Raw genomic sequence first — 24,908 nt, forward strand, 5'->3', positions numbered from 1 at the left:
TGGCGATCGCCGGCGAGAACCGTTCCGCAAAGATCCGCGTCCGGCACAGCGAGGTCGGGCACCGAAAGCGCCGAGCACTCAGGATGAGCCTGACCTGGCGCCCATGTGCCGGCAGATCCGCAAGACGACGCCGATAGCGGCTGTGTACACGACGAGAAATCTCACCGCATCTCGGGCAGGCCGCAGCTTCGCCTGCCGCCTGCGTGTGGATCAGCACCGTATCCCCGACCAGCTCGATCCGCTCCGCCTTCAACCCTCCGGGCAGGAGCGCCCGTCGATCCACCCCAGATACCATCGGCAACCTCCTGTGAAGATTGCCGAAAGGTAGAGCTGCCGAGGATCAGCAGCACCAAATGCGAGCCAGACCCAGACTTGCACGCCGATTGACGGCGCTGAAACTACACCACTTGCTCGGACGCTACCTGATCTCCGCCGTGCCGTGACCGTTCGCCGTCGCCAGAACGATATCGGCACGCCAGACCAGCTTACGCCGCGTGTTGCGGTCGGCGACCAGAGCCACGAGGTAAGCTCGGTCGTCGGGGCTCAGATACAGGCAGATGTCATCGCGTCTCATGACCCGACAGTGACGCGCCCTTCAGCAAAACGGAATCATCCGTCAGGCGGAGAACATCAGGGCTCCAGCCACCTCTGGAAGCGCCCGTCGGCGATCAGCTGCGGCATGACCTGGTGGGCGTTGTGGCCCTCCATCGGGTGCAGCGTCACGCCCTCCAGCCCCTCCAGGTCCTCGGCATGGCCGCGGTCGGTGTCGCGGTCGGCGCCGTAATGCAACTCGATCGGCGCGCGCGACGGCAGCGCGGACAGCATGATGCGCAGGTCCAGGTCCTCGGGCGGGAAGCTGCGGCGCAGCTTGCCGATCAGGGCGCGGGCGCGGGAATCCGGGCCCGTCAGGAAGCGGTCGATGCTGCTGGGGATCGAGAGGCCGTAGATCGCTGCCGCCCCCAGTTCGCGCCCGTAGTTGAGCGCGCTGAACCCGGAGGACTGGCCGACCACGATCAGCCGCTCGGTGTTCAGCGCCACCAGCTCGTGGCGCAGCGCCTCGATCGTGCCGGCGCGGTCGGGGGCGAGCGACCCCACGCCGCCGATGAACAGCCGGTAGGAATGGTCGCGCAGGAACAGGGAGGCCGCCCCCGTCGCCGCGCAGAAGGCATCGACGAAGCGGACCGGATAGCCCAGCTGGTGGGCGAGATCGGTGAAGCCCAGGAGCGTCACCCCGGTCTGCGAGGGGGCCGAGCGGATGACCTCGGACCCGTCATCCTCGACCAGCGGGCGCTGGCGGGCGTCGGGGCCGGGGACGCGGGCGATGACCGAGCTGGCCAGCTCCTTGCGGACCGAGGCGTGGCGGCCGACGTTCTCGGCCTCGACCTCCTGGGCGAGGGCCATCGCCTCCTCGGTGTGCCCGTCCAGCGCGAGGCCATAGGCCCGCTGCTCCTTGGATCCCTTGGCGCCCTCTCCGGCCATGGTCAGGTCGCCGCCGCGCCCCGCGCTGCCGAGCGCATTGGGCCAGCGCTTGCCCACGGCCTCGGTCAGGGCCACCCGGTCCTCGACCTCCATCCCCGCCAGCGTCATCTTCAGCGCCGGGTAGCCCGGATCCTTGGTGGGGCTGTCGAGCGCCGCGCGGACCGCGTCCACCGCGCGTTCCGGCCTGTCCGAGCGCAGCACCGAGACATAGACCAGCCGGTGCGCGAGCGGGCTCGAGGGATTGAGCGCGGTGGCCCGGCGGGCGACCTCCTCGGCCTCGCCGAAGCGGCGCGCGCGGACCAGCAGGCGCGCATGGCGCAGCACGGGGGCGAAGCGCTCGACCTGCGGGGCGAGCCATTCGAGCAGCGCAAGCTCCGGCCCCGGGGGCAGGTCCTTCGGGTCGAGCCCCTCGTAGACCGCGTCCACCGCCTGCGGATCGGCCCCGGCCTCGCCCGCCCGGCGCAGCGCGTCGAGCGCCCGCCCGGAGGCTCCCATCAGCGCCTCGGCGCGGGCGCGCAGCAACAGCCCCTCGGGACTGTCGCGGTCCTCGGCGGGCAGCGCGTCGAGAAGGATGGTCGCGCTCTCGCCGTCCTCCGCGTCGAGATGGCGGCGCGGCTCGGCGAGGGCATCGCTCTGGTCGGTCCGGTCCATGGGGGTCTCCCGTCATTCGTGTCGGCGGCGGTATAGGGCAGCGGGCGCCCGCCTTCCACTGGGCGCGGACAGGTGTTTCGCATGCGAAACGGTGAGCGAGCTTCCCGGAAAAGGTCCGGTGGACCTTTTCGCTCGCGAACGGGCGGAGCCCCCAAAGCGAGCTTCCCGGAAAAGGTCCGGTGGTCCTTTTCGCCCTCCGGAGATTTCGTGCCGAAATGCCGGGGAACGGGCGGAGCCCCGTCAGAACAGCAGAAGGTCCTCCGCCTCGATCCGGCCGCCGCCCTCGATCACGGCCAGCAGGGTCGGGGCCTCGCCGTCGCGACGGCCGTCGAGATCGACCGACAGGGCGCCGGTGCGGGTGTCGTAGAAGGCCCGCTCGTTCTGGAGCGCGGCGCGGATCTGGGCCTGGGTCACGTCGCGGATGTCGATGTCCTCGCCGCCGAGGCCAAACAGCCGATCCTCCAGCGCGATCCGGTCGCCCGCCCCGAAGTCGACGATGCGCGCGGGGTCGCCCGCGAGGTCGCCGCGCAGGAAGGCGAAGACGTCGGCGCCCGCGCCGCCCTCCAGCCTGTCGGCCCCGCCGCCGCCGATCAGGACGTTGTTGCCGGCATTGCCCGTGATGGCGGTCGCGCCCGCATTGCCGGTGACGCGGGCATCGGCGGTGCCGGTGAGCGTGACGGCCTCGATCTCGGCGCCGCGCAGCACCACCGCCGCGTCCGAGACCACGGTGTCGCGGCCCTCGCCCGCGCGCTCGACGAGGCGGTCCCCCGCACCGGCCAGAAGGCGGTCGTCGCCCGGGCCGCCGTCGAGCGTGTCGGCCCCTGCCCCGCCGTCGAGCGTGTCGTCGCCCCCGCGCCCCTCCAGCCGGTCGGCGCCGCCGAAGCCCAGCATCAGGTCGGCGCCGGCGGTGCCGATCAGCACGTCGGGGCCCTCGTGGCCCTCGATCGGGCCGGGGTTCCCGGGGGTGTCGAGCAGCACGAAATGGGTCGCGTCGAGCGGCGTGCCTGCCTGGCTCGCGTGGAAGACGTCGAGCCCGGTGCCGTCGGCGAAGGTCAGGCGCGAGACGTTGCCGAAGGGCTTGGCGATCGCCGCCGCCGCCGCCTCGGCCGAGGCGAAGCCCGATCCCGAAAGCTCGATCCGCTCGGAGCCGAGGTCGAAATCCTGGATCCGCGCCAGCCCGCCGCCCGCGGTCAAGCGGAACAGGTCCGCCCCCTCCTGCCCGAAGAGCGCATCGGTGCCGAGACCTGCCACGACCAGGTCGTCGCCCGCCCCGGCCTGGACCGTGTCGTCGCCCGCGCCGCCGTCGAGCGTGTCGCCGCCATCGCCTCCGAACAGCGCGTCGGCCCCCTCGCCGCCCCGCAGCGCGTCCGCCTCGGTCCCGCCCGAGAGGTTGTCGTCGCCCGCGCCCCCATCGAGCGTATCGCCCCCCGCCCCGCCCAGCAGCCGGTCGTTCCCCGCACCGCCCGACACCTCGTCGTCCCCGGCCTCGCCCTGGATCGTGTCGTCGCCGCCCAGCCCGTCGATGGCGTCGGCCACGACGGTGCCGAAGATCGTCTCGCCCTCTTCGGTGGCCAGAGGCGAGGTCGCGCCTTGGGCGGTGAAGCCCGCGATCTCCCAGCCGATATCGGCCAGCATCGCCTTGTCGATCCCGGTGGGCAGGCTCCGCCGCCCGTTGGTCAGCGAGGGGTCCATCAGCACGCTGTCCATGGCGAAGCCGTTCTCGACATGGCCGAGCCCGGCCTGCAGCGGGATCGGCTCACCGCCGTTGACGGCCAGGGCGTTCGGCCCGTCGAAGGCACGGCCCGCCCCGATCGCGTCGAAGATTGCGGCGGTGCCGAAGCCCAGCACATGCCCGATCTCGTGCAGCGAGACCGAGACGAAATCGGCCTTGCCCGGCGCGGGCGCGTCGAGCGCGAAGGACCAGTCGGTGCCCGTGTCGTAGGAGACGGTGCCGACCCAGGGCTCGAAATCGGTGACCGGCCCCTGGCTGCGGAAATCCCCCGAGACCCGCGCCGAGAAGGCGTCGCCCAGGCTCAGGCCGCCATCGCCGGTGCCGTCGAAGCCGCCGAAGGCCAGCGGGCCCGCAAGCTGCTCGGCGCCGACGAAGATCAGCAGGTCGTCGATGGGCCGGTCCAGCACGACGCGCCGGGAGGTGCCCGCGTTCGAGGGGTCGTCGATCTCGAAGGCGATGCCGACGGGGACGTCCTCGAACTCGTCGAGCAGGATGTCCTCCCAGATCGCGACGGCGCGATCGAGGGCGGCGCGGGCGGCGGGGTCGTCGAAGAAGCCGCTGGAATCGAAGCGGGTGTCGATCTGGATGTCGAAGGACATGGCGCGCGCGGTCTCCGGACGGGTCTCGGTGCTCTGCCCACGGTTTCCGGCCCGCGCGCCGGAAGGCAAGCGCGGATCGGGGGCTCCGCCCGCGCGCGGGCGAAAAGGTCCACCGGACCTTTTCCGGGAAGCCCGCTCGCCGGTCCGAAATGTTTCGCATGCGAAACGGTCTCAGAAGAGCAGCAGGTCCTCCGCCTCGATCCGTCCGCCGCCCTCGATCACGACGAGGGCGCGCAGCCCCTCCCCCTCCGCGACCGAAAGCGTGCCGCTTCGGCCGTCATAGGCCGCCTGCCCCGCCCGCAGCACCGCCGCGACCTGCGCCGCGGTCACGGGCCGCGCGTCGATGGCGCCGTCGCCCAGGCCGAACAGCCGGTCGTCCAGCGCGATCCGGTCGCCCGGACCGAAATCGGCGATCCGCGCGGGCGGGCCGGACTCGCCGCGCAGGAAGACGAAGGTGTCGGCGCCGCGGTTGCCGGTGAGCAGGTCGCCGCCCCCGCCCCCGATCAGCAGGTTGTCGCCCCGGTTGCCCGAGATCGCCGTGGCGACGCCGTTGCCGGTCACCCGCAGGGGGGCCGCCCCGGTCAGGAAGACCGCCTCGACCTCGGCCCCGCCCAGCGTGACGTCGGCGGAGGCGATGACGGTGTCGCGGCCCTCGCCCGCCCGCTCGCGCAGGCAGTCGCCCGGATCGTCGATGAGATAGGCGTCGTCCCCCGGCCCGCCGATCAGCAGGTCCGCGCCCGCGCCGCCGTCGAGCCTGTCGTCCCCCGCCCCGCCCGACAGGGTATCGGCCACGGCGCTGCCCCAGGTCGCGTCGTCCCCGGCGGTGGCCAGCGGCGGGGTCGCGCCCTGCGTCTCGAAGCCCGCGATCTCCCAGCCGATATCGGCCAGGATGGCGCGGTCGAGCGCCGTGGGCATCAACCGCGCGCCCGTGCCGAGGATCGGATCCATCAGCACCGAGTCCCCGGCGAAGCCCTCGGCGACATGGCCCAGGTCCGGCTCCAGCGGGACCGGAACGCCGCCGTTCGCCGCCCGGGCGTTCGGACCGTCGAAGCCGCCCTCCCGGGCCAGCCGGGTGAAGATCGGCGCGGTGCCGAAGCCCAGCACATGCCCGATCTCGTGGAGCGCGATCGACAGGAAGTCGAAGCTGCCGGGGGCGGGGGGGCCGGGGGCGAAGGACCAGGCGGTCCCGGTGTCGAAGGTGATGCCGCCGGCCCAGGGCTCGAAATCGGTCACGGGGCCCTGTCCGCGGAAATCGCCCGAGACCCGCGCCTCATAGGCGGTGCCGAGGCTCTGGCCGTCCCGCCCGAACCCGTCCGGCCCGCCGAGCGCCAGCATGCCGCCGCCGAGCGCCTCGGCGCCCACGAAGATCAGCAGATCGTCGATGGGTGCGTCGAGGACGATGCGGCGGGTGGTGCCCAAGGCCGAGGGGTCCTCGATGTCGAAGGCGATGCCCGCGGGGACGGGGGCGAAGTCGTCGCGCAGGATCTCTTCCCAGATGCGGCCCGCCTCCTCCAGCGCGGCGCGCGCGCCCGGGGCCTCGAAGAACCCGGTCGGATCGAAGCGCGTGTCGAAGCGGATGTCGAAGGGCATGGAGGCTCCGGCGGGGTCGGTCGCGCGCAAGGTCCGTCAGGGCCGCGGCGGAGGCAAGGCGCGGCGGCGGCGGGGCCCGATGTTTCGCGTGCGAAACAGTGAGCGGGATTCCCGGGAAAGGTCCGGAGGGACCTATTCGCCTGCGAGCAGGCAGAGCCCGGATCGGAGGGACCGCGGGGGAGGAATGTTTCGCATGCGAAACGGTGGGCACGTCCCTGATAGCGTCTCTGACACGGGGGTTTTGCCCCACCCCCGGCGGGATCGCCCGGCGGGGCCGTGCGCCTCCGGCGGGGATATTTCGGGAGGGAAGAAGGGAAGGGGCGGGACGATCCAAGGGTCTGTCGCGCCGGATGGAGCCGGTTTGCCTGGGCGTCGTCATGGCTGGATCGCGTCCGGCCATGACGGGCGCGGGGGGTGGTCCGACAGTCTCTAACCCCGGCGTTAGAGACTATCGCCGTGCCTTCAGCCAGGCCTCGAGGCCGCGCCGGAGCGCCGCATCGACGCCGGGGCCGCTGAGGATCAGGCACTCGCCCTCCTGCCGCATCTCCACCGGGGCCGGCGGGGCGGGGGGCTTCGGCGCGGCGGGTGCGAGCGCGCGCATGAGAAGGGTCTGTTCCTGCTCCGCGCTTTCGGGCACGGCCTGCCGCAGGGCCGACCGCAGGCGGGGCAGGGTGGCCGGATCCTCCAGCGCGCGGGCCAGCGCGAGGCCGCGCTTCTCGGACAGGGCGGTCGGGAAGCGCAGCAGCCCGTCGAGCGCGGCGACCACCGGAACGAAGCTTCCGATCTTCGAGCGTTTCGCACGCGAAACGCTTCCGTAGAGACGTTTCAGAGCCGTGGCGGCGTCGGGGAAGGCGCCCGCCTCGGTCGCTTTCAGCACGATGCGCGCGCGTTCCCAGAACGAGAGGTCGGCGCGGATCTCGTTCTCCTCGACCATGGCGAGATAGGCGTCCGGCGCCTGCGTCGGCGGCAGCACCCGGGCGGTGACGCGGGCGAAGCGATCCTCGCCGGTCTCCTGGTGCAGGCGGCGCAGCGCGGTGATCCGGCGCATGCCCGAGATCAGGCCGTAGCGTTCGCGCGGGTCGCCCGGCAGGCGGGCCACGTCGACGGGGGTCTGCTGGCCGCGGGCGCGGATGCTCTCGACCAGGGCCTCCATCTCCTCGTCGCCGCCGGGCAGGCGGTCGCGCTCCAGATGGGCGAGCTCGATCTTGCCGAGCGGCAGGGTCGTCAGCAGCAGACCCCTGGCGCGGGCATCGGCGAGATAGTCCGACATCTCGCGCATCGCCGCCGCCTCGGAGGCGGCGCCGGCGACCTGCGCGATCGGTGCCGCGGGGGCGGGCAGGGGAGAGGCGCCCGCCGCGGGGAACCCCGTCGACTTGGTCTCGATCCCGGCGGGAATCCGGTCGGGGGTGCTGGGGGTGGGAAGCAGGCGCTTGCGCTTGGCCATGTCGTGTCTCCTTGCTGCCGCCCGTCCTTACGCCTGCGCGGCCATGCGTTGCGTCCCTTCGGAGGCAGCGCGCGCCTCTTCCTCGCGCGCCAGCTCATCGCGACGCCAGGACCCCACCAGCAGCCGCTTGAAGGCGGCATAGGTCTCGTCGAAGGTCTCGCGCCCGCGGGCATAGGTCTCGCGGTTGAAGTCGCGGTAATCGGCCTCGTAGATGCCGTTCACCTGCTCTCCGGCCTGGCCGATCAGCGCGGTGAAGTCCTGCCGGTGGGGGCTGAGCGTGGAGCCGAGATAGCTCTGCATCAGCGCCGCCATCTCGCCCTGCTGCGCGCCGTCGTAGCGGGTCAGCACGGCCCGCACCGCGTCCCACTGGAAGGCCAGCCCCTCGCGGCCGAGCGCCCGGGCGGCGAGGTTCTCGCCCTCCTCGATGCTCGCGAAGGTGGCGTGGAGCATGTCGAAGAAGCGGCCCGTCGAGTCGAATTCGAGGAAGGACGCGCCCATCGGCACGAGCAGGATGTCGGCGGCCGCCAGCCCGTTGATCGTCAGGTAGCCGAGCGCCGGCGGCGTATCGAGCAGGACGATGTCGTAGCCGTCCAGAAGCCCCGCCCCCTCCAGCGCGTCGGGCAGCGCGTCCCAGAGTTTCCAGCCGCGCGACTGCATCCGCCAGACGGGGATCTGGAACTCGGCCCAGTAGAGGTTCAGCTGCGCGCCGATCAGGTCGATATTGGGCCAGTGGGTCTTGCGCACGAGGCTCGCGGGATCGACATCCATCGCCGCCGCCACCGTGTCGTCGAGCGGGATCGGCGCCTCGCCCCGGTCCATCCGCCCCTGGTTGGCGGCGCGCAGGTGGCGGCCGTAATGGCTGGCCAGCAGCGGGAAGACGGTGCCCCATTCGTCCTCGACCCGGCCGCCGAAGATCGAGGTCATCGAGCCCTGGCTGTCGAGGTCGATCACCAGCACCCGGTAGCCGTCGAGCGCCGCGCTCATGGCGAGATGCGCGGCGGTCGAGGTCTTGCCGACCCCGCCCTTGAAGTTGGCGACGGCGACCGTCTTGGCCGGCAGGCCCGCGGGGCGGTAGGGCAGGTAGCGCTTGGCCTTCGAGCCCTGCGCCCCGAAGAAGGCGCGCAAGGCGAGGACCTCGTCGAGGGTGAACCACTTCGCCCCGCCCTCGGTCTCGGACCGGCCCTGCGGCAGGTCCGGGTTGGCGCGCAGCACGCGGCGGAAATGGGCCTGCGCGACCGGGATCAGGTAGCGCGTGATCTCCCAGGTGGAGAACAGCCGCAGCCGCTTGCGCCCCTCCTCGCCGAGGCCCCGGCCCGCGAGGTCGTCGCGGCCCTCGGCGCAGGCGCGGGCGATCCGGGCGAAGCCGCCGGTCTCGCTGGGCGCGCCCAGTTCGGCCAGGGCCGCGTCGACGTCGATGTCGTGATAGGCGGGCAGGGGGCCGCCCTTCGTCGGTTTCGCCATTTTCTCTGCCTCTTCCCGGCCTTGCGGCCGATGTACCGTTTTTCAGGCAGCGTACCCCAAAACGCGGCACATGCCAGCATTTTCGTCCCATGCCCTTCGGAGGGCCCGCGACGTAGTGGTGTTATTGATGTGTTAGAGATGTGTTACGCGCCCCGGGCCCCTGCCGATCCGCCCCGCGTCGCCCTGATTTCAAAGCACATTCGGACCTGTCCCGGAAGAGGGGGCGATTCCGAAGCCACGATCGGACGATTCCGAAGCCACGTTCCTCCGACTCCGAAACCACGCGCCCCGCCACGAATTCCGTTGACGGAGCCTGTGGATATCTCCAGCCTGCCCGTCATCGAAACCACGAAGCCGGATCAACCGGACGTGGGGCAGCGAGCAGGACAGGCACATGACCGATCTCCCCGTGACGGGGCCGCCCGGGGGATTCTTCCTCTGCGACGTGCTGGACGCCATCCCGAAGGGCGAGATGGCGACGATGGAGCATCCGGTCTTCTCGCTCGCGACCCGGCCCGACCTGCGCATCCTGCGCTACGCCCATGCAGGGGCCGAGATCACGGTGACGCCCTCGGTCAAGGGGCTGGCCACGATCCACGACAAGGACATCCTGATCTTCTGCGTGAGCCAGCTGATGGCCGCGCTGAACGCAGGCAAGGCGGTGGCCCGAACCTTGCACCTGCGGGCCGCCGACCTGCTGGCCGCGACGGGGCGTGAAAGCTCCGGCGACGGCTACCGGCGGCTGCGCGAGGCCTTCGAGCGGCTGGCCGGCACCCGCATCACGACGAACATCGTCACCGGCGACGTCGAGACCACGACCGGCTTCGGCCTGATCGAGAGCTGGGAGATCGTGCGCAAGACCCGCGGCGGGCGGATGGTGTCGGTCGCGGTCACGCTCTCGGACTGGCTCTACCGCGCGGTCTGCGCCAAGTCGGTGCTGACGCTGAGCCGCGACTACTTCCGGCTGCGCAAGCCGCTGGAGCGCCGGCTCTACGAGATCGCGCGCAAGCATTGCGGCCGCCAGCCGGCCTGGCGCTGCTCGGTCGAGACCCTGCACCTCAAGTCGGGCTCCGCCTCGCCGCGCCGGGTCTTCCGCAAGATGCTGCGCGACATGGCCGAGGCCGATGCGCTGCCCGACTACCACCTGGAAATGGAGGAGGGCGACGTGCTGCGCGTCCGCCCCCGCCCCCATCTGACCGCGCCCCCCGCCACCGCGCCCGTGGTCTCGGAGGCGGCGCGCGACGAGGCCCGCAGCCTGCGCCCCGGCATGGACGTCCACGCGCTGGAGGCCGAGTGGCGCGGCGTCTGGGACCGGACGGGTCGCAAGAAGCTCCGCTCCCCCGACCGCGCCTTCCTCGGCTGGCTCCGGAAGGGCGGCGGAAGCTAGCGCCCTTCCCCATCCCCCGCATCGAGGCCGATGCCCCTCCCCTTCGATGCTCCATAAATATGCCCGGGGGGAGTCGCGCTTGCGCGACGGGGGGCAGAGCCCCCCTTGGCGCGACGCCGGCAGGCGGCGCAACGCGGGGGCTTAATCTTCCGTTAACCGCTCCGCCGCAGGGTCCCCGATCGATCCCGAACCGTCGGTCCCACACCACCGATCCCAGCCCCGGAGCGCGTCCCATGTCCCAGTCCACTCCCCTGCTCGACCTGCCGCTCATCCAGGAGGCGCAGGCCCAGAAGCATGTCACCCATAACGAGGCGGTGGTGGCGCTCGACGCGCTGGTCCAGCCGGTGGCGCTCGACGCGGACCGGGCCGCGCCGCCCGCCGCGCCGGCCGAGGGCGACCGCCATCTGGTGGCCGGCCCCGCCACCGGCGCCTGGGCCGGGCGGGAGGGGGCGCTGGCCCTCTTCTCGAACGGCGGCTGGGATTTCCGCAGCCCGCGCGCGGGCTGGCGGGTGCATGTGCTGGCGCTCGGCGCCGATCTCGTCTTCGACGGCGCGGCCTGGGCCCGGCCCGGCCGCCTCGGCGTGAACGCCGAGGCCGACGCGACCAACCGCCTCGCCGTCTCGGCCCCCGCCACGCTGCTGACCCATGAGGGCGCGGGCCACCAGGTCAAGGTCAACAAGGCCGCCGCCCCGGACACCGCCAGCCTGCTGTTCCAGACCGGCTGGTCGGGCCGCGCCGAGATGGGGCTTTCCGGCTCGGACGCCTTCTCGGTCAAGGTCAGCGCCGACGGCGCGGCTTGGGAGACGGGGCTCGCGATCGACCCGGCCACGGGGCGGGTCGACGTCCCGGCCTCGCATGGAAGCTGGACGCCGGTGCTGGGCACCACCGCCGGCGGGGATCTCGCCGCGGCCACGGGCCTGACCGCCGTCTATGCCTGGTGGTGGAAGGTCGGCCCGCTCGTGACCCTGCAGATGGGGATCGACTTCGCCGGTGTGCCGGCGGTGGAGTTCACGCAGAAATCGACCTTCTCGCTCGACGGGCTGCCCTTTGCGCCGCGCGACAGCTCGGCCTCGGCGATCGACCAGGGCGGGGTGACCGGCTTCGTCTACCGCCATATCGGCAATGCGCAGGTCTCGCTGGTCTCGGGCGGGGTCGGCTCGGACGGAAGGCTCTACGGCTTCGTCTTCCACACCGGCGCGGGCGAGGCGCGGCAGACCGACCGCTTCCACCTGCGCGCAAGCTACCTTGCCTGAGGCCGCGTGCCGGCGTTTTAGCACCTGACAGGCGCGCCGTGGCGCGCTAGGCCCCGGGGCGCGACGAAGCCATCCGGGAGCCGACATGAAGGTCACCGAAACCGCCCTGCCGGGCGTCCTGTTGATCGAGCCCGCCCGCCACGGCGATGCGCGCGGCTTCTTTTCTGAGAGCTGGTCGCGCCCGCGCCTGGCCGAGCACGGGATCGAGATCGACTTCGTGCAGGACAACCATTCGCTGTCGCGGATGCCGGGCACTTTGCGCGGGCTGCATTTCCAGTCGCCCCCCCGGGCGCAGGCCAAGCTGGTGCGCTGCGGGCGCGGGCGGCTCTTCGACGTGGCGGTGGATGTGCGCCGCGGCTCGCCCAGCTACGGGCAGTGGGTCGGAGAGGAGCTGAGCTTCGAGAACGGCCGCCAGCTGCTGATCCCGGTGGGCTTCCTGCACGGCTTCGTCACCCGCGAGCCCGACACCGAGATCGTCTACAAGTGCTCGGACATCTATTCGCCCGAATGCGACGGGGCGGTGCATTGGGACGGCTGCGGCATCGACTGGGGGATCGGGGGCGACCCGGTCCTGTCGGAGAAGGACGCGAAGGCGCAGGCCCTCGACGATTTCGACTCGCCCTTCGTCTACGAGGGGCCGTTCCCCTGGGAAGGCCCGAACTCTCTGAAGGAATCGTCATGAGGATCCTCGTCACGGGCGGCGCGGGCTTCATCGGCTCGGCGGTGGTGCGGCAGGCGGTGGCGGCGGGCCACGATGTCGTGAACCTCGACGCGCTGACCTATGCGGCCTGTCTCGACAATGTGGCCTTGGTGGCGGACAGCCCGCTCTACGCTTTCGAGAAGGCCGATATCCGCGACCGCGCCGCGCTCGACCGGATCTTCGCCGCCCATGCGCCGGACGCGGTGATGCATCTCGCGGCCGAGAGCCATGTCGACCGCTCGATCGACGGGCCGGGCACCTTCGTCGAGACCAATGTCCACGGCACCTATACCCTGCTGGAGGCCGCGCGCGCATATTGGGCCGGGCAGGGCAAGCCGCAGGGCTTCCGCTTCCACCACATCTCGACCGACGAGGTCTATGGCTCGCTGCCGCCCGACAGGTCCGTGAAGTTCACCGAGGCGACGCCCTACGACCCGCGCAGCCCCTATTCAGCCTCCAAGGCGGCCTCCGACCATCTGGTCCGCGCCTGGCACGAGACCTATGGGCTGCCGGTGCTGGTGACCAACTGCTCGAACAATTACGGCCCGTTCCACTTCCCCGAGAAGCTGATCCCGGTGGTGATCCTGAACGCGCTGGCGGGCAGGCCGCTGCCGATCTACGGCGACGGGTCGAACGTGCGCGACTGGCTGTTCGTGGAAGACCACGCCACGGCGCTGCTTCTGGTGCTGGCGCGGGGCCGCGTGGGCCGGACCTACAATATCGGCGGCGACAACGAGCGGACCAACCTGGAGCTGGTGCGGGCGCTCTGCGCGATCCTCGACCGGACGCGGCCGAAGGGGCAGGGCAGCTATGCCGACCAGATCGAGTTCGTCACCGACCGCCCCGGCCACGACGCGCGCTACGCCATCGACGCCACCCGCATCCGCGAGGAGCTGGGCTGGACGCCCTCGGTGACGGTCGAGGAGGGGCTCGCCCGCACCGTCGACTGGTATCTCGCCAACGAGCCTTGGTGGCGTGCGCTTCAGGACCGGCAGGGCGTGGGTCACAGGTTGGGCGTGACGGCATGATCCTCGTCTTCGGCAGGACCGGGCAGGTCGCGACCGAACTCGGGCGGCAGGCGCCGGGCGCCACCTTCCTCGGGCGCGAGCAGGCCGACCTGACGGACCCCGGGGCGTGTGCCGCCGCGATCCGCGAGCGCGCCCCGGAGGTCGTGATCAACGCCGCCGCCTGGACGGCCGTCGACAAGGCGGAAGAGGACGAGGCGACCGCCCGTCTCGTCAACGCCGAGGCCCCCGGCGCGATGGCGCGGGCCTGCGCCGAGGCCGCCATCCCCTTCCTGCACGTCTCGACCGACTACGTCTTCGACGGCTCGGGCGAGCGGCCCTGGACGGAGGATGACCCAGTCGCGCCGCTCGGCGCCTATGGTCGAACCAAGCTCGCCGGCGAGGAGGCCGTACGCGCCGTCGGCGGCCAGCACCTCATCCTGCGCACCTCCTGGGTGTTCTCGGCCCACGGGACGAACTTCGTGAAGACGATGCTGCGGCTGTCGGAGACGCGCGACGCGCTGACGGTCGTCGACGACCAGATCGGCGGGCCGACCCCCGCCGCCGACATCGCCGCGACGCTGCTCGCCCTCGCCGAAAGGCTGAGGCAGGGCGCGCCGGGCGGGACCTATCACTACGGCGGGCAGCCCCATGTCTCCTGGCAGCGTTTCGCATGCGAAACGTTTCGGAGGGCCGGGCGCCGCGTCGAGGTCACCGGCATCCCCTCGGCCGACTACCCGACGCCCGCCGCGCGCCCGCTCAATTCCCGGATGGACGGCGCGAAGCTGATGCGCGACCACGGCATCGCCCCGCCCGACTGGCGCGCGGGGCTCGACGCGGTTCTGGCCGAACTGGGCGCCGCCTGACAGAGCTTTCAACACACCGTTTCGAGGATCTTCCTTCATGACCAACCGCAAGGGCATCATTCTGGCCGGGGGCTCGGGCACGCGGCTCTACCCGATCACGCTGGGCGTGTCGAAGCAGCTTCTGCCGGTCTACGACAAGCCGATGATCTACTACCCCATTTCGGTGCTGATGCTGGGCGGCATCCGCGAGGTCTGCATCATCACCACGCCGCAGGATGCCGAGCAGTTCAAGCGCACCCTGGGCGACGGCAGCCAATGGGGGATGGCCTTCACCTATGTCGAACAGCCCGCGCCCGAGGGGCTGGCGCAGGCCTATCTGCTGGCCGAGGACTTCCTCGCCGGGCATCCTTCCGCGCTGGTTCTGGGCGACAACATCTTCTTCGGCCACGGGTTGCCCGAGATGCTGGCCCGCGCCGACGCCAAGACCGAGGGCGGCACCGTCTTCGGCTACCGCGTCGCCGATCCCGAGCGCTATGGCGTGGTCGATTTCGACGCCGAGGGCCGCGCGAAGGCGATCGTCGAGAAGCCTGAGGTGCCGCCGTCGAACTTCGCCGTCACCGGGCTCTACTTCCTCGACGGGGAGGCGCCGAGACGCGCGGCGCGGGTCGAGAAATCGGCCCGCGGCGAGCTGGAGATCACGACGCTGCTCGAGATGTATCTCGGCGAGGGGCTGCTCTCGGTGGAGCGGATGGGCCGGGGCTATGCCTGGCTCGACACCGGCACCCACGGCTCGCTTCTGGACGCGGGCAACTTCGTGCGCACGCTCGAGGCGCGGCAGGGGCTGCAGACCGGATCGCCGGACGAGATCGCCTACCGCCAGGGCTGGATCGACCGCGAGGCGCTCGTCGCGCGGGCGGGAAAGTTCGGCAAGAACGCCTACGGGGAGTATCTGGCCGCGCTCGCGCGGGAGTAGCGGATTGCGGTGACGCCAAACTTTGCTCGGGGAGCGTCCGGTCTGTCGTTCCGAAGACGGTGGGGGGCAGGACGGACGGAGACGGCTGTTTCGAAAGACCGTGTTTTCAACTGGCTATGCACAAGACATAGCAACACCAGAGAGAAACCGGCGTTGCACTTCAGGGTGAAACGTTCCTGCGCACCTAGCCGATGGACGAGTGGCGGCGCGACGTGTCGTAGAAGCCCTCGATGAGGCGCGACGAACTCCTCAACGAGCCCCTGTTCCTCGGCATCGATCACGCCCGCCAGGCTATCGGCGACTGGGTCCGGACCTACAACACCGAGCGGCCCCACTCGGCCCTCGGCTCCCTGACCCCGATGGCGTTTGCCGCCCAACTCACCTCAATGGCCGATCGGCTCCGCGCAGCTGAAACGCTGCGCCGATCGCCCATTGCTCCGTCCGCGCATACGCGCGATGGCCAACCACCGGCTCCGGTTTCAGCTGAATGAACGTCGGAGGTCACAGCACCTCACGCCATATGAACACATCGTCAAATGCTGGATCGAGGAACCGACCCGGTTCAAAATCGATCCACGCCACCACATGCCGGGACCAAATACCTGATGGACGCTATGGCCACGCTAGCGGCTCAGGCAGGGCAGTCAGGCCGGAGGCTTACGGAGCGCACGACATCTGCCGTAGCGAAAGCCATGCCGCGAAGATGGGTCGAGCCCTTTCCGGCCGGTCAGTCCCCTACAGCTCCAGCATGTCGCGGTGGTAGCGCTTGAGGAACACGAGCCCCGTCAGCCCCAGCACCAGCGAGAGCCCGAAGACGTAGCCCGGATCGACATAGGCCGCGTCGTAGCCCACGTAGAAGCCCGCCCGCATCTCGGAGGTGACATGGACCAGCGGGTTCCACAGGAAGCGCTCGTTCCAGGGCGGGGGGATCTGCTCGGGGATGAGGATGATCCCCGACACGAAGAAGAGCGGCCGGTTGAGGATGCCCCAGACCCGCTGCCAGATTTGGAACTGGGTCATCAGAAAGCAGTTCAGAAGCCCCACCCCCACCGCCAGCGACGCCGCCATCGCGTAGGACAGCAGGATCCGGTCGATGACCACGATCGTCCGGGTCTCGAACATCATCCGGATCGCCGTCAGCAGCACCGCGCCGACCAGAAGCTGCGTCAGCAGCGCCAGCAGCACCCGCGCCACGATCGCGTCGATATAGGTGACCCTGGGATAGGCCAGCAGCGACCTGGAATAGTTGATCGCCTGGGCGGTCTTGCCGCTGATGTCGAGATACATCGTGAAGGGCAGGATGCCGGTGGCGAAGAACATCGCGAAGTTCGTGCCCAGCCGCGGCGTCCGGAAGCCGACCATCGCGAAGAAGGCCGACAGGAACAGGATGCCCAGGATCGGCTCCAGCACGATCCAGGCATAGCCCCCGGGCGAGCGCCCGTAGCTCGACGACATCTCGCGCAGGATCAGCGCCAGCACCGTGCGCGGCCCCGAGAAGGGCAGCTGCCGCGAGGTGGCGCGCAGCCTGCCCGGCGCGTCCGCCTTCCGGGGGGTCTCGGGGGCCGCCACCACCGGTTCAGTCCGACCCGAACAGGTCCCGGGTGAAGACCTTGTCCTCGACATCCGAGAGCTCCGCCGACATCCGGTTGGCGACGATCACGTCGGCGCGGGCCTTGAACGCCTCGAGGTCGCGCAGGACCTCCGAGTTGAAGAAGTCGTCCTCCTCCAGCGCCGGCTCGAAGACGATGACCTCGATCCCCTTGGCCTTGAGCCGCTTCATGATCCCCTGGATCGACGATTGCCGGAAATTGTCCGACCCCGCCTTCATCACCAGCCGGAACACGCCCACCGTCTTCGGCGCCCGCGCGATGATGCGGTCGGCGATGAAGTCCTTGCGGGTGCGGTTGGCCTCGACGATGGCGGCCATCAGGTTCTGCGGCACGGCGGCGTAGTTGGCCAGAAGCTGCTTGGTGTCCTTGGGCAGGCAGTAGCCGCCATAGCCGAAGGAGGGGTTGTTGTAGTGCTTGCCGATCCGCGGATCGAGGCCGACCCCGTCGATGATCTGCCGCGCGTCCATGTTGTGGGACATGGCGTAGCTGTCGAGCTCGTTGAAATAGGCCACCCGCATGGCGAGGTAGGTATTGGCGAAGAGCTTGATCGCCTCGGCCTCGGAGGGGTCGGTCAGCAGGACGGGGACGTCCTTCGTCACCGCCCCCTCGAGCAGCAGGTCGGCGAAGGCGCGGCCGCGGTCCGAACGCTCGCCCACGACGATGCGCGACGGGTGGAGGTTGTCGTGCAGCGCCCGGCCCTCGCGCAGGAATTCGGGGCTGAAGATCACGTTCGTCACGCCCAGCCGCGCGCGCACGTCCCGGATGAAGCCCACCGGGATCGTCGACTTCACCACGATCGTGGAGCCCGGCGCCACGGCGGCGGCCTGGCGGATCACCGTCTCGACCGAGGAGGTGTCGAAATGGTTGGTCGCGGTGTCGTAGTTGGTGGGCGTCGCGACGATCACGAAGTCGGCGTCGGTATAGGCCTCCTCGGGCGAGGTCGTGGCGCGCAGGTCGAGCGTCCCGTTGGCGAGGAAGCGCTCGATGTCGGGGTCGACGATCGGGCTCTGCCCGTCGTTGAGCCCGGCCACGCGGGCCTCGTCGAGATCGAGCGCCGTGACGGCATGGTTCTGCGCCAGCAGGACGGCGTTCGACAGTCCGACATAGCCGATCCCGGCGACAGCGATCTTCATGACAATCCCTTTCCTGGAAATCCGTCTTCCGGTCCCGGGTCAAACCGATCCCGGCCCGGGCGCGCAAGCGGAAACTTCGGCGGAGGATGGCGGAGGGCGGCACCGTGCCCGCAAGCATCCTGGCCGACCTGGTCGCCTCCGGGTTGGGCGACCTGGTCGCCGCCGACCCGGAGGCTTTCCGCGCCGCCACCCGCCCCCCTGTCCGCGGCGACGCGGGCAGCCTACGCCCTGTCCCAGAAGCACCGAAAGCGCATCGAGGAGCCCTTCGGATGGGCCAAGACCACAGGCGGCATGGCCCAGACCGTCTACCGCGGCCTCGAACGGGTCCGCTCCCGCTTCATCCTGACCATGGCCGCCAACAACCTCGCCCGGTTGCCCCGCCTGCTTCCCGGGTGACGGCGGAAGAAAGAATCCCAAGCGCCCGCCACCAGGAAAAGGAGGCTGGGCGCACCACCTCCACGGCAGCAAACGCGGGAACCCATCCCTCGTATCTTCTTTCTTCAGCAGCCTGTTACAGGAAGAATCCGGCACAACTTCGCCACGTTTTCCTGCCATCCGGAGCGCAGTTTTCACCACGTTGCAGAGAATCCGTTAACCTGCGGCGACTATTCGGTTTCCTGGAATGGGGCCGGACTGGCCCCCACCCCCCGTAGCCCGGAGCATTGCATGGACCCGACAGACCTGACCGCCCGCCTGACCTCCGAAGCCGACACGGTCCGGGGAACGGAGGACGCGGATGTCGTCTCGGCGCCCCCGAACAACGCCAACTTCCAGGGCGACGACGTGCTCGACCTCGGCGCGGGCATCGACACCCTGATCATGGAGCGGACCGGCTTCCTCAGCCTCGCTGCCCCGCGTTTCGCAGGCACGACCGGGCTCGACGTGATCGACATGACCGCCGCCGACGAGGTGCGCGTGACGGGCGGTGACGCCCTGCTCGCGCAGTCCGACGACGGGACCCTCCGTCTGGTCTTCGGCGACGCGCCGATGGTGCTGGACCTGCGCGGGATGAGCGCGCCGCGCGCGGGCTATGTGCTCGACGGCACCGGCCCGGTCGAACTGGAAGACACTCACCAGATCGTCGCCGTGGCCGACGGAGTGGCGGGCGACATCCTGGGCGGGGAGCGGACCGACACGATCCTGGGCGGCAGCGGCGGCGATCGGCTGCGGGGATTCTTGGGCAACGACCTGCTGCGCGGAAATGAAGGCGACGACCTGATCGAGGGCGGCGACGGCCACGACGATCTCCATGGCGGAGCCGGCGACGACACGATCTCGGGCGGGGCGGGCTTCGACCTGATCGAGGGGGGCGGTGGCGCCGACATTCTCAGCGGCGGCGCGGATGCCGATGTCTTCATCGTCGGGATCGGCTCCAGCATCACGATCACGGATTTCGACGTTGCAGATCCCTACGAGCAGATTGACCTCGCCGCCTTCGACGGGTTGAGGTTCGGTGACATGACAATTTCCCCGTTCGCCAGCGGCGCCCGCCTCACCATCGACGACACGACCCTGCTGCTCGAAGGGGTCGACCCGGACGAGTTGACAGGCCGGTCCTTCGCCTTCGCGGGCCAGCCCACGGTCTCGCTGGCCGAGGCCCTGATCGCCGAGGCGGACTTCTCGTTCACGGACGCGGCCGACACCTTCCAGGGCGGCGAGGGCTCCCAGATTTTCGAGCTGTCGGGCAGGCTCGGCAAGCTCACGGCCGAGGATCGGTTCGATGGCGGCCCCGGCATCGACACGCTGCGCTTCGACGGCGAGGACCGCTCGATGTCGATCGGCCGGCTGGAGGGAATGTCCGGCATCGAGATCGTCGACCTGTCGGGCGCCACGGGCAACCACCGCTTCATCGTCGACCCCGTCATGCTGGAGCGGTCGAGCGACGGCACCCTGACCCTCCGCCACGGCACGGCCCCGCTGTCGCTGGACGCCGTCGCCCCCCCGGACACCGTCTTCGTCGAGGGGACGGGCCGGGTCGATCTCGGCTCCGAGGAGGGGCAGGCTGTCACCATCTCGGACGCGATCGGCGGCCATGTGGTCGGCAGCGACTATGCCGACATCATCGCCGGCGGCGCCCGCGCCGACCGGATCGAGGGCGGCCTGGGCCACGACACGATCTCGGGCGGGGGCGGCGAGGACACGCTGATCGGCGGCGAGGACCGCGACACCTTCCTGCTGGGCGGCGACGGCGACGTGACCGTCACCGGCGGCGGCGGCTTCGACACCTATGTCGTCTCGCCCGGCGCGGGCCGGATCACGATCACCGATTTCGATACCACGAACTACCTGGAGCGGATCGACCTCTCGGCGACCTCGGTGCGCGGCCGCAAGGATGTCGACCTCTCCTTCTCGAACGGGGACGTCACCCTCATCGCCGACGATTTCGAGCTGGTGCTGAAGGGCGCGGCGGGCCGGACCTTCGGCATCGACGACTTCCTCGTCGCGGGCCAGCGCGACGACCGCTTCCGGATCGAGGCCGACGCGCCGCTCTCGGCGGTGCAGCCGCTGCTGGACGAGGCCCCGGACGGCACCGTCATCACCTTCGCGGCGGGGACCTTCGACTTCACCGCCCCGTTCGTCATCAACCGCTCGAACATCACCGTGCAGGGCGCCGGAGAGGGCGAGACCGTCTTCGTCAACCGCATCTCCGACAGCGATGCCAGCAACGGCCAGAACAATGCTTTTCTGGTCACGCCCGAGAATGTCGACGAGAAGCTGGGCGTGCTGGCCCGAGACGCGGCCGAGGGCGATCGCAGCGTCGCACTGCAGGCCGGCCACGGCCTGAAGGTGGGCGACATCCTCTTCGTCACCCAGCCCAATGACGACGCATGGCTGGCCGAGACCGGCAATACCGGCTGGGATCCCCAGCTCGGCGGCCAGGAGGATCGCACCTGGCTGCGGGAGTTCCGGTCCCGCATCGAAGCGGTCGACGGCAACACCGTCACCCTGGCCGATCCGGTGACCTACGATTTCGCCGCCGGGATCGCGGAGACGCGGAAATCGCTGATGCTGTCCGAGGTGCATCTTTCGGACTTCACCATCCAGGGACGGTGGGGCCGGGCCGACACCTACGACTTCACTAACACCAGGGATGCCTGGGCCAATGCCAGCGCCCTGGCGTTCGACAGCGTCACCCGGTCCAGCCTGCGCGACATCACCATCCTCGACATGCCCTCCAGCGGCTTCCGGCTGCAGCGCAGCCACGAGGTGGTGGGCGAGAACCTGACCGTCGACGGTTCGTTCAACAAGGGGGGGTCGAACGGGATCCACTTCGAGTTCAACGAGTCGTTCTCAAACCGGCTGACGGGGCTCGAATCCTACGGCGCGCGCCACGCGATCGAGTTCTCGGCCTCCAATGCCGAGCACTACAACTACATCCAGGCGGATTTCATCGACCGCGACATCAACTTCCACGGCAGTCCCGACGCCGACAACACCATCCTCGTGAACCGCATGGTCATGGACTATCCCGCCGGAGTCCTGCCGCAGTGGATGGCTGTCAGCTCGGGCATCTTCCCCAAGCATCCCTATCCCACCATCGAGGAGAACGACGTCACCTTCCTCCATGCCGAGACGGGGGAGCGTCAGGACGAGATCACGGCCAACGACGCGGGCGGCTATCTGTCCACCGGCGTCGGGAACGACAAGCTGACCGGCGGAGCCGGTAACGACACCCTCGTCGGGGGCACCGAAGGCGACACCCTGGAGGGGCGCGGGGGCTCGGACCGCTTCGTCTGGACACTGTATGACGGCACCGACACGATCCTCGACTTCGAGGCCGGGCGGGGAGGCGACGTCTTGGTGCTGCGCGGCACGGGCTTCACCGATTTCGACCAGCTGCGCGTCGGCCGGGGCGAGGCCGGGACGGCCCTGTTCCTCGGCGGCCAGGGCGAGATCCGCCTGAACGGTCTGGAGCCGTCGGACCTGACCCGGGCGAACGTGGTCCTCGAGGCGGCGGAGGTGCGTGGCCTGGACGAGGATGCCAAGGCCGCGGACAAGGCCCTGATGGGCAGCAGCGCGGACGACCGGATCGGCATCTCACGCCACCATCTGGAGGCGGCGGATTTCTCGCTGGCCGCCGGGACGGGCTTCGACGAGGTGACGCTGCGTGTCTCCAGCCTGCTTGACCCGTTCCACACCACGGGCCGCTACACCGGCGTCGACGCCTTCGACGTCTCGGGCCTGGACCGGGCCGATCTGACCGTCATTTCCTCGCTGGTGGCGCAGTCCGACGCAAACGAGCTGACGCTGATGGTGGGCGATGCTGGCGAGACCGTGACCCTGCGGGCCGAGGGGCTGGGCGAGACCCAGACCCTGTTCCTCGACGGGGGGCGGGCGATCCGGCTGTCGGACGGCGCCGAGAACGCGGTCACGCTCACCGATCGGACGGGCGGCAACGTCACCGGCGGGGCACGCGCCGACGAGATCACGGGCGGGGCCGCGAACGATGTACTCCGCGGCGGCGGCGGCGGCGACGTGCTGTCGGGCGGGGCGGGCTTGGACCGGCTGACCGGCGGTGCGGGGCGCGACCAGTTCGTCTTCAACGTGCCGGGCGATGCCTTCCAGGGCGTGGACCAAATCACCGACTTCACGGTGGGCCAGGACCGGATCGTGCTCGACATCCCGAACGGGCTCTTCCCCTCGGGCGCCATGCCTGCGGGGGCATTCTCAGGGACGGGGGAGGCGCAGGATCGGGGCGACCGGGTGCTCTACGACCCGGGCAATGGCCACCTGTCCATCGATGTCGATGGCAATGGCTCCGGCAACCCGCTCCTGATCGCGATCCTGTCGGGCAACCCGAATCTCGACGCCTCGGATATCTTCCTGATCTGATCGTGCGCGCCCAAGGTCGCGCGATGGCACGGCTCTGCGCCTCAGGGTCTCGCCTGAAAGAAGGGTTTTTTTTCCATTCAAAAGGTTTATCTGTCCTTCTGGCCTGACATCTCAGCCTTCCAGGCGGGCGGTCCTCGACAAGGATCATCCGCGCCTGTCGGTCGCCGTACAGTGCCGACTGCTGTCGATCCCGCGGTCCGCGTTCTACCGCCGACCGGCGGGCGAGAGCGCCGGGAACCTTGCGCTGATGCAGATCATCGATCGGCAGTTCATGGAGACGCCGTTCTTCGGGGGGCTGGCAGATGACCTGGCATCTGAGGAACGAGGATCATGCGGTGAACCCTAGGCGGATCCGGCGCCTGATGGGCCTCATGCCGATCTACAGAAAGCCGAACACGAGCCGGCCAGCGAGGGTCAGGAACTTCGTGTATCCGGCGACCGGCCCGGTTACGTGATGGCCGCTCTCAGCCCCTGACGGAACCCGACGATATGGCCACGATCTTCGGGGGCTGATGCTGTCCTCGCTGTCGTTCCAGGCCTATTGCGACGCGTCCGGGATCCTGGTCGAGGTCTGAGCGTCTCGGAAGACGGCGCTCACCCCGTCTTTTGCAGCTCTGGCGCCGTCTCGGGCGGGGCCAGAGCGCGCTCGGCTGGGCCGGGACTGCGCCACTCGCGGGGCAGGGTGTCGCCGAAGCGGGCGCGCATCGCCGCGTATTGCGGGGCCAGCAGATCGACGAGGGCGCGGGCCATGTCCTCCGGCAAGTCGGGAATTTTTGGAGGTGGGCCGATCTCTGCGCGGCGCCCGGCCGGGATCTCGGGCAGTTCGAAGGCGTCGGTAATGCGCGCCAGTTCGGCCTCCCGCGTTGCCGGGTCGGCCAGCCGTTCGTGGAACAGGACGATCTTCCGGGCCTTGGCGACCGAGGCGTCGAGAACCTTCATCAACCGCGTGTAGTTGGCATAAGGCTGGCGCGCCAAGGTTTTTTGGGGACCGGCCTCCAGCAGCTCCGAGGCTGCTGTCAGACAGGCCTCCGAGGTACGCTCGTTGAGGGGTATATTCGTGCAGATCGATTCCCACAGGCGATCGACGGGATCGCGCAGCGTCACGCAGAAGCTGGCATCACCGATCTGCGCCATTTCGGTGAAATCCGCTTCGCCCAGAAGGGCATAATCGGGGGTGGGATCGCAGATGATCGACTGCCCGGAAAACCGGGTCAGCAGGTAGTCCAGGTAGGCGTCGTGGCGGTCGGGGCCGCTGCGCGGCGCGGCATGGATCTGCAGGAGATCGCTGAGCTTGTTCATCAGGCGCAGCGTCTTGCTGCGAACGGCGGGCGTTTCCTTGGCAAAGCGCTCACCCAATTCTTCCAAGCTGCGGGTGCGGTGCCTGAAGACCAGATCCGAGCGCCCGGCGCGCACGTCGAAATAATGCGTCATCTGCGTTGGAGCGAATTGGCAGGGCCTGAAATGGCGCAGACAGGCGACGACATAGTTCGACAGCGTCGAGGGCAGCCCCATGACGTAGAGCATTCGCGCGTCGTCGGGAAACCGCGTCACCGGCCGGTCCCCGGCCACGGCGCGCACGGGATGGGCGCGGTCGGGGTCGAGGCTGACGATGTAGCGCTCGATCGCCTCCTCGACGTCGTCGTAATAGTGCAGCTTGCCGTTCTCGAGCATCGCGCCCGCCTGGCAGAGCTCGCGGATGGCGCCCATGGAGTGGCTGACATAGATCGCGCCCGCGCTCTCCATCCGGGCGTGGAAGACCTGCGACGACTTGCGCTTGAAGGCGGCGTCGCCGACGGCGGTGATCTCGTCGATGAGGTAGGTGTCGAAGGCCAGCCCCATGTTGATCCCGAAGCTGAGCCGTCCCTTCATCCCCGAGGAATAGGATCGCACCGGCAGGTGGAAATGCTCCCCCAGCTCGGCGAATTCCTCGACCCAGGCCATCAGCGCCCCGGTGTCGGCGCCGTAGATGCGGGCCACGAAGCGGGTGTTCTGCGCCCCGGTCAGGTCGTTGTGCAGCGACGAGGCGAGGCCCACGGGGAAGCTGACCGACCCGGTCGACAGCACCCGTCCCGAGGTCGGCGACGAGGTCCCGGCGATCAGCTTCAGCAGGGTCGACTTCCCCGCCCCGTTCGCCCCGACCAGCCCGACCGAGACGCCGGTCGGGAAGGTGACGTTCAGGTTGTCGGCCACGACCTTGCGATGCCCGTGCATCGAGAAGATCTTGGTGAGGCCGTCGAGGACGATCATCGGCCC

18 protein-coding genes and 1 pseudogene are annotated in these 24,908 nt (G+C 69.9%); 9 read left to right on the forward strand and 10 right to left on the reverse strand.

Annotation, left to right across the window (positions count from 1 at the left end; all coding sequences use genetic code 11):
* The 7 genes from DR046_RS16230 to DR046_RS16260 all read right to left on the reverse strand — a co-directional run.
* The coding region (locus tag DR046_RS16230) for a transposase family protein (RefSeq protein WP_135227316.1) at nucleotides 1–295 on the reverse strand (295 nt) is incomplete at its 3' end.
* A 123-nt stretch (nucleotides 296–418) separates the two neighbouring features.
* Nucleotides 419–574, reverse strand: a complete 156-nt coding sequence (locus tag DR046_RS16235; protein WP_370816299.1) for a hypothetical protein — start codon at nucleotides 572–574, stop codon at nucleotides 419–421.
* Between the two features lie 56 nt (nucleotides 575–630).
* Nucleotides 631–2,130: a tetratricopeptide repeat protein gene (locus DR046_RS16240; RefSeq protein ID WP_115383444.1), complete on the reverse strand. Its 1,500-nt coding sequence runs from the start codon at nucleotides 2,128–2,130 to the stop codon at nucleotides 631–633.
* 240 nt (nucleotides 2,131–2,370) lie between these two features.
* The gene (locus DR046_RS24685) at nucleotides 2,371–4,461 is read right to left on the reverse strand and encodes a calcium-binding protein (RefSeq protein ID WP_115383445.1); all 2,091 of its coding nucleotides are present in this window, start codon (nucleotides 4,459–4,461) and stop codon (nucleotides 2,371–2,373) included.
* 171 nt (nucleotides 4,462–4,632) lie between these two features.
* The gene (locus DR046_RS16250) at nucleotides 4,633–6,051 is read right to left on the reverse strand and encodes a hypothetical protein (protein WP_115383446.1); all 1,419 of its coding nucleotides are present in this window, start codon (nucleotides 6,049–6,051) and stop codon (nucleotides 4,633–4,635) included.
* Between the two features lie 448 nt (nucleotides 6,052–6,499).
* Nucleotides 6,500–7,495: a ParB/RepB/Spo0J family partition protein gene (locus DR046_RS16255; RefSeq protein WP_115383447.1), complete on the reverse strand. Its 996-nt coding sequence runs from the start codon at nucleotides 7,493–7,495 to the stop codon at nucleotides 6,500–6,502.
* A gap of 27 nt (nucleotides 7,496–7,522) precedes the next feature.
* Nucleotides 7,523–8,956 (reverse strand): AAA family ATPase, encoded by a 1,434-nt coding sequence (locus DR046_RS16260; protein WP_115383448.1) that lies wholly within the window; start codon nucleotides 8,954–8,956, stop codon nucleotides 7,523–7,525.
* Nucleotides 8,957–9,350: 394 nt separating this feature from the next.
* On the opposite strand from DR046_RS16260, the gene DR046_RS16265 reads away from it, so the two are divergent.
* From DR046_RS16265 to DR046_RS24910, 7 genes are all read left to right on the forward strand, one after another.
* On the forward strand, nucleotides 9,351–10,343 hold the full coding sequence (locus DR046_RS16265) for a replication initiator protein A (RefSeq protein WP_115383449.1): 993 nt from the start codon (nucleotides 9,351–9,353) through the stop codon (nucleotides 10,341–10,343).
* 233 nt (nucleotides 10,344–10,576) lie between these two features.
* A complete protein-coding gene (locus tag DR046_RS16270; protein WP_115383450.1) occupies nucleotides 10,577–11,596 on the forward strand; it encodes a DUF2793 domain-containing protein in 1,020 nt (339 codons plus the stop codon).
* 85 nt (nucleotides 11,597–11,681) lie between these two features.
* Nucleotides 11,682–12,278: a dTDP-4-dehydrorhamnose 3,5-epimerase gene (gene rfbC / locus DR046_RS16275; protein ID WP_115383451.1), complete on the forward strand. Its 597-nt coding sequence runs from the start codon at nucleotides 11,682–11,684 to the stop codon at nucleotides 12,276–12,278.
* A complete protein-coding gene (rfbB, locus tag DR046_RS16280) occupies nucleotides 12,275–13,324 on the forward strand; it encodes a dTDP-glucose 4,6-dehydratase (RefSeq protein ID WP_115383452.1) in 1,050 nt (349 codons plus the stop codon). Before rfbC ends, rfbB begins: the two co-directional genes overlap by 4 nt.
* Nucleotides 13,321–14,166 (forward strand): dTDP-4-dehydrorhamnose reductase, encoded by an 846-nt coding sequence (rfbD, locus tag DR046_RS16285; RefSeq protein WP_115383453.1) that lies wholly within the window; start codon nucleotides 13,321–13,323, stop codon nucleotides 14,164–14,166. Before rfbB ends, rfbD begins: the two co-directional genes overlap by 4 nt.
* A 37-nt stretch (nucleotides 14,167–14,203) precedes the next feature.
* Nucleotides 14,204–15,079, forward strand: coding sequence for a glucose-1-phosphate thymidylyltransferase RfbA (gene rfbA / locus DR046_RS16290; RefSeq protein ID WP_115383454.1), 876 nt, complete (start codon nucleotides 14,204–14,206; stop codon nucleotides 15,077–15,079).
* A 230-nt stretch (nucleotides 15,080–15,309) separates the two neighbouring features.
* Complete coding sequence (locus DR046_RS24910; RefSeq protein WP_115383455.1) at nucleotides 15,310–15,570, forward strand: integrase core domain-containing protein; 261 nt, start codon at nucleotides 15,310–15,312, stop codon at nucleotides 15,568–15,570.
* Nucleotides 15,571–15,814: 244 nt separating this feature from the next.
* On the opposite strand, the gene DR046_RS16300 is transcribed toward DR046_RS24910, so the two are convergent.
* Both DR046_RS16300 and DR046_RS16305 read right to left on the reverse strand, forming a co-directional pair.
* Entirely contained in the window at nucleotides 15,815–16,648 is an 834-nt protein-coding gene (locus DR046_RS16300) for an ABC transporter permease (protein WP_245190977.1), read from the reverse strand.
* A 7-nt stretch (nucleotides 16,649–16,655) separates the two neighbouring features.
* On the reverse strand, nucleotides 16,656–17,822 hold the full coding sequence (locus DR046_RS16305; protein WP_115383457.1) for a nucleotide sugar dehydrogenase: 1,167 nt from the start codon (nucleotides 17,820–17,822) through the stop codon (nucleotides 16,656–16,658).
* A 222-nt stretch (nucleotides 17,823–18,044) separates the two neighbouring features.
* On the opposite strand from DR046_RS16305, the pseudogene DR046_RS16310 reads away from it, so the two are divergent.
* Nucleotides 18,045–18,218, forward strand: a pseudogene (locus DR046_RS16310) (transposase); the annotation flags it as partial.
* 270 nt (nucleotides 18,219–18,488) lie between these two features.
* The gene (locus DR046_RS16315; RefSeq protein WP_115383458.1) at nucleotides 18,489–22,655 is read left to right on the forward strand and encodes a calcium-binding protein; all 4,167 of its coding nucleotides are present in this window, start codon (nucleotides 18,489–18,491) and stop codon (nucleotides 22,653–22,655) included.
* Between the two features lie 594 nt (nucleotides 22,656–23,249).
* Here the strand turns inward: DR046_RS16315 and DR046_RS24755 are convergent.
* A complete protein-coding gene (locus DR046_RS24755; protein WP_115383459.1) occupies nucleotides 23,250–24,902 on the reverse strand; it encodes an ABC transporter ATP-binding protein in 1,653 nt (550 codons plus the stop codon).
* Nucleotides 24,903–24,908: the final 6 nt, after the last annotated feature.

The sequence above is a fragment of the Jannaschia formosa genome, assembly GCF_003340555.1.
Taxonomy (GTDB): Bacteria; Pseudomonadota; Alphaproteobacteria; order Rhodobacterales; family Rhodobacteraceae; genus Jannaschia; species Jannaschia formosa.

Bases quoted from the DNA above. Each gene is read 5' to 3' on its own strand.
- DR046_RS16235 (WP_370816299.1), bottom strand. From the start codon at position 574: ATGAGACGCGATGACATCTGCCTGTATCTGAGCCCCGACGACCGAGCT.
- DR046_RS16240 (WP_115383444.1), bottom strand. From the start codon at position 2,130: ATGGACCGGACCGACCAGAGCGATGCCCTCGCCGAGCCGCGCCGCCAT.
- DR046_RS24685 (WP_115383445.1), bottom strand. From the start codon at position 4,461: ATGTCCTTCGACATCCAGATCGACACCCGCTTCGATTCCAGCGGCTTC.
- DR046_RS16250 (WP_115383446.1), bottom strand. From the start codon at position 6,051: ATGCCCTTCGACATCCGCTTCGACACGCGCTTCGATCCGACCGGGTTC.
- DR046_RS16255 (WP_115383447.1), bottom strand. From the start codon at position 7,495: ATGGCCAAGCGCAAGCGCCTGCTTCCCACCCCCAGCACCCCCGACCGG.
- DR046_RS16260 (WP_115383448.1), bottom strand. From the start codon at position 8,956: ATGGCGAAACCGACGAAGGGCGGCCCCCTGCCCGCCTATCACGACATC.
- DR046_RS16265 (WP_115383449.1), top strand. From the start codon at position 9,351: ATGACCGATCTCCCCGTGACGGGGCCGCCCGGGGGATTCTTCCTCTGC.
- DR046_RS16270 (WP_115383450.1), top strand. From the start codon at position 10,577: ATGTCCCAGTCCACTCCCCTGCTCGACCTGCCGCTCATCCAGGAGGCG.
- rfbC (WP_115383451.1), top strand. From the start codon at position 11,682: ATGAAGGTCACCGAAACCGCCCTGCCGGGCGTCCTGTTGATCGAGCCC.
- rfbB (WP_115383452.1), top strand. From the start codon at position 12,275: ATGAGGATCCTCGTCACGGGCGGCGCGGGCTTCATCGGCTCGGCGGTG.
- rfbD (WP_115383453.1), top strand. From the start codon at position 13,321: ATGATCCTCGTCTTCGGCAGGACCGGGCAGGTCGCGACCGAACTCGGG.
- rfbA (WP_115383454.1), top strand. From the start codon at position 14,204: ATGACCAACCGCAAGGGCATCATTCTGGCCGGGGGCTCGGGCACGCGG.
- DR046_RS24910 (WP_115383455.1), top strand. From the start codon at position 15,310: ATGAGGCGCGACGAACTCCTCAACGAGCCCCTGTTCCTCGGCATCGAT.
- DR046_RS16305 (WP_115383457.1), bottom strand. From the start codon at position 17,822: ATGAAGATCGCTGTCGCCGGGATCGGCTATGTCGGACTGTCGAACGCC.
- DR046_RS16315 (WP_115383458.1), top strand. From the start codon at position 18,489: ATGGACCCGACAGACCTGACCGCCCGCCTGACCTCCGAAGCCGACACG.
- DR046_RS24755 (WP_115383459.1), bottom strand. From the start codon at position 24,902: ATGATCGTCCTCGACGGCCTCACCAAGATCTTCTCGATGCACGGGCAT.